At 43.2% G+C, this 4,118-nt stretch carries 5 protein-coding genes; 3 read left to right on the top strand and 2 right to left on the bottom strand.

Annotated features, from left to right (window positions below; translation table 11 throughout):
- The first annotated feature begins 206 nt into the window (after positions 1-206).
- The gene (locus tag IM515_RS11760; protein WP_002760891.1) at positions 207-677 is read left to right on the top strand and encodes a DUF4079 domain-containing protein; all 471 of its coding nucleotides are present in this window, start codon (positions 207-209) and stop codon (positions 675-677) included.
- A 190-nt stretch (positions 678-867) separates the two neighbouring features.
- Here the strand turns inward: IM515_RS11760 and IM515_RS11755 are convergent, their stop codons facing one another.
- Entirely contained in the window at positions 868-1,422 is a 555-nt protein-coding gene (locus tag IM515_RS11755; protein ID WP_002788909.1) for a hypothetical protein, read from the bottom strand.
- Positions 1,423-1,941: 519 nt separating this feature from the next.
- Positions 1,942-2,958, bottom strand: a complete 1,017-nt coding sequence (locus IM515_RS11750; protein ID WP_193960893.1) for an AraC family transcriptional regulator — start codon at positions 2,956-2,958, stop codon at positions 1,942-1,944.
- Positions 2,959-3,295: 337 nt separating this feature from the next.
- Between IM515_RS11750 and IM515_RS11745 the strand changes: the two genes are divergently transcribed.
- Both IM515_RS11745 and IM515_RS11740 read left to right on the top strand, forming a co-directional pair.
- On the top strand, positions 3,296-3,958 hold the full coding sequence (locus IM515_RS11745) for a DUF2092 domain-containing protein (protein ID WP_002769111.1): 663 nt from the start codon (positions 3,296-3,298) through the stop codon (positions 3,956-3,958).
- A 73-nt stretch (positions 3,959-4,031) separates the two neighbouring features.
- The coding region (locus IM515_RS11740) for a helix-turn-helix domain-containing protein (protein WP_287630136.1) at positions 4,032-4,118 on the top strand (87 nt) is incomplete at its 3' end.

The raw sequence follows: 4,118 nt of genomic DNA, 5'->3' as shown, positions 1-4,118 counted from the left end.
GGTACGTTGACCGCCTATAGCTTCTTGTACTTGTTGCGCGCGACTTTTTACCCGGCCAAGCTTTTCTGGTCGGAACCCCCTAAGCCGAGTTTTCAAGGTGCTGCGCCGTCCACTTGGTTTTCGAGACTGGCCTTTTAATTCTAACGTAAAGCCGCCGTTCTACGGCGGGGTTTCAGACCCAAAATTTCCGATGAGAACAGACAACTATGAACTTCGAGATTCCCAGTGCCGTAAAAACTTGGTCACAATTTGGCCATCCCATTCTAATGTGGGTTTTATTAGGATTAACTATCTATGCCCTCTATTCGGGGCTACAATGGCGACGGACGCGTACAGCAGATAAAGACCTAAAAAAAGAATTATTGCCCAAGGATTTTCGCACTAAACACTATCAAATTGGCTCCCTAATCCTCGCTTTAATGGTGTTGGGGACGATCGGGGGTATGGCGGTGACTTATATTAATAACGGTAAATTATTTGTCGGTCCCCATCTGCTGGCGGGTTTAGGGATGGTGGGTTTAATCTCGATCAGTGCCGCTTTAGTACCTTTAATGCAAAAAGGCAATGAATTGGCCAGAATCACCCATATTACCCTTAATGCCGTCATTTTAGGTCTTTTTGGCTGGCAAGCCTTCACGGGAATGGATATAGTCCAGCGTATTCTCAGCAAAATGTAAGAAACTTTGAAAATATAGGATGCGTCATCAGACGCATCCAACCCTAAAAAGTGCTTTCAAAGTTAATCACAAGTTATAGAATCTTTCTCACGGGTAGAAACAAAAAGCAAAAAATCAGATAAAGAGATATAGCGTTTCTCATAAGGATGAAGTGTAACCTAATGTAGTCGTGCAAAATAAAATGAGATGACTATTCAGGAGAAGACAAGTCGGGGAAAATCTGGCTGGCAATGGCTGCACTCCGGCGAATTTGTTCAATTTCGGAAAGATTTTGCCAATTTTCGGTTTCGATAGTCGTTTCGCTCTGGCCATTACGCATAGTATAGGCGTAGGGACGAGCAAAAACCTGTAAATCTTCTGGAGACCATTGGGGAAAGAGATCGCTAAGACAAACAACAAGGCGCTCAAGGTTGTCTAATTGACTATCAACTAGATTTTCAGCGCTTTCTACTAGACGATTTAAATGTTCGGCCGGCAATAAAGAGGCAAATTTATCAAAGATATTAGACCGGGGTGAAACGGAAACTGTCGGGAATTTTTGGTGTAAACTGTTAAAGAATCTATCAGCTTGTGCTTCGATCGCCGTCGCTTCTAGTCCTTCACACAGAGAAAAGGGTGTTTCTGTCAGGTCTAAGGGATCATGACTCTCAACAGCGGTTACATCCCAGGGATAGGTGACTTCTTCTTCGATCAGGATTGCCAGAAGTTCCTCAGTAATCTGTTCGGATAGGGATAAATGGCTCATAAATAACACTCCATATATTAGCCTTTGTGGTGTTCAATGAGTAACTACATCTCGGTTTTGACAATTTCCGAAGCTACAAACAGACTTCTGGTGCAAGTCAGGCAAAGGCACTGTTGCCATAGGAGCAATAATTAACCCTTGCATATCATTATTGATTACTTTTTGACTTTTGCCAGAAGCCGATCAGAAAAGTGGCATAAACTTCTCAACGCCTGAATTTGGGACAAGCTGACATCCTCTGCTGGAATGTAAGTGATAAGTTTTACCGCTCGAATCTGTCTTCCTCTCTTTGTTCTTTCTGCCTCTGTGGTTTATCCTTAATCTTTCTGGGATCACCTGAGAAAAACTGTATGCTAGGCCATATTTAACCAAGCTAAACCAAGAGAGCCTTAATTTTTTGGTTAGGATAGGCACTCTTGCAATAGTCCCTTCCATAGGTGTAATTAATTTTGTTCAATCTCTTGGTGTTTTCTTGTCCAGACTCCGAGAACACTGGCCCCTTACTCCTCCTCTAGAGGTCTATTGATAATTAGCCAATTTTTGACGACGAAAATCCCGAGGTGATAATCCTGTCCAACGCTTAAAAGCGCGAGTAAAATGGGCGGGATCACTGTAACCTAATTCCATGGCAATATCAATTAATTTTATCTGGGGTTCCTGCAGCCACAAAACTGCTTGCTCAAAACGAATTTTTTCCACTACCTGAGTATAGGTTAAACCTTCTTCTCCTAACCTTCTTTGTAGGGTACGGACACTCATGCCGGTGATTTCTTTGGCTAAGTTAATATCGGGATAACCGTTGGGTAAAAGAGGAGTAATCACCTGTTTTAAAGAGCCACTTATATTCTGTACAGGGGAGGAAGAATAGAGATTTTCCCGATCTTTTTGACTCGGTTTATTATCTAAAGCTACGGAAAATTTAAGAGGTAAACTCAGAAAAGAACGAGGAAAAACAATAGCGGTAAATCCCATTCCCGCACGAATTTTAGTTCTGCTTAAAGATTCATCTTTTAAGTTGCAGCCCCGCTCACCCTGAAGATAAATTGTCGGTGGCTGCCATAATTTTCCTAGGGCGATACTAACTAATTCGATCATCAGTCTTGAAGCAAATTGGGCAGCATAATGACAATTAACCTCCTGATTGTGGAGATAACGCTGACAAAAATAAGCGGTTTCTTCCTGTTCTTTAATCCAGAATATTTCCCCTGAATTGTTAGCCGTGATCATGTTTTTGACCGTATTAAAAGCATCATAGACAGTCAAAGACTGACAAATAATTCGCCCGAAAGTCCCTAAATCAGCGATCGAAGTTGCCTTCCCTACTAATAATCCTAAGTTGTCTATACCTTCTCTGTGCGCCGCTTTCTCGATCAACGAGAAGGCCTGATGACGTGGGATTAAAGATTCGGGATGATCGAGCGCAAATAAGGGTAATTTTACCTCCTCTAATAATTTTTCCGTGGGGGAACCGATGCGATGAAGAAACGTAACAAAGGGTAACAAAGTATTAACCCGAAGCAGGGGGATATATTTCATCTCATTATCGCGATTTTGGCGTGAGATGGCAAGAAAAATTTTGATGACACGCTATATTGAATGTCGAAATTGTGAAAACTACCATCTATTACCTCGACTCGTGACTATTTTTCGACAGAACAATGCCCTGACTTCCCCCAGGTCAAATTTATAAACTTTTGCTGATGAAAACAACCAAATCTTAGAATTGAGGAATAAAATAGAGGTTCTCCAGCAAGAGAAGCGGTAAAAGCCATCAATCAATCAAAAAACAAGTCACCAGTTTAATTAATAATTCCTCGGTTATTTTTGCGAGCAGTCTAAGCACATTAACAAAAACCAGATTTTCAGAGCTGCCATGAATTTTCTGCCAAAAATCCTTTTACTGGGTCTAATTAGCTCCTCTGGGCTGGGAATCGTTTCCCCAGTCTCAGCAGAAACTCCCCCAAAAATTGAACCCAAGGCCCTAGCAATTCTCAAGCAAATGAGCGATCGCTTAAGTGCCGCTCGTTCCCTGGCCTTTACCGCCACTATCACCTACGAGAGTCCCAGTCGTATCGGCCCACCTCTGGTGTACACAACGATCGCCGATGTCACCCTGGAACGGCCCAATAAGCTCAGGGTGATTAGTCCGGGAGACGGTCAGGCTAACCAATTCTACTACGATGGCAAAACTATTACCGCCTATTTGCCAACGGAAAATCTGGTGGCTGTCACCAAAGCTCCTAACAATCTCGATGCCGCTTTAAAATTGGCTTACGATGCCGCCGCCATCTATTTCCCCTTTACCGATATCATCGTTGCCGATCCCTACCAAGATATCGCCCCCGGTTTGACCTATGCCTTCTTGATCGGACAATCGCAAGTGGTGGGGGGAACCACCACCAAGATGATAGCGATCGCTAATAACAAAATTTTTGCCCAATTGTGGATCGGGGTCGAAGATAAACTGCCCCGCATGATCCGCGCCGTCTATCGCGACGATCCCGCTCGTCTTCGTCATCGGAAATTTTGGGTCTGAAACCCCGCCGTTTTAGGTTGGCTTTGCTGTTAAATCTTAGCGCATTTACAAAATATGTGTTAGAATGTGAGGTATGGAAAAAGCCTATTCGTTTCGATTTTACCCCACACCCGAACAAGAGTCGCTATTGCGGCGCACTTTGGGCTGTGTAAGATTGGTT

Origin of the sequence: Microcystis sp. M44BS1 (genome assembly GCF_020244875.1) — a bacterium.
In the GTDB taxonomy this organism is placed as follows: Bacteria; Cyanobacteriota; Cyanobacteriia; order Cyanobacteriales; family Microcystaceae; genus Microcystis; species Microcystis panniformis.
Note: the sequence above shows the minus strand (reverse complement) of the source record. Positions and strands in the feature narration are given on the sequence as shown.

Excerpts from the sequence above, each read along its gene's own strand:
- IM515_RS11760 (WP_002760891.1), top strand. The coding sequence starts at position 207 with ATGAACTTCGAGATTCCCAGTGCCGTAAAAACTTGGTCACAATTTGGC.
- IM515_RS11750 (WP_193960893.1), bottom strand. The coding sequence starts at position 2,958 with ATGAAATATATCCCCCTGCTTCGGGTTAATACTTTGTTACCCTTTGTT.
- IM515_RS11745 (WP_002769111.1), top strand. The coding sequence starts at position 3,296 with ATGAATTTTCTGCCAAAAATCCTTTTACTGGGTCTAATTAGCTCCTCT.
- IM515_RS11755 (WP_002788909.1), bottom strand. The coding sequence starts at position 1,422 with ATGAGCCATTTATCCCTATCCGAACAGATTACTGAGGAACTTCTGGCA.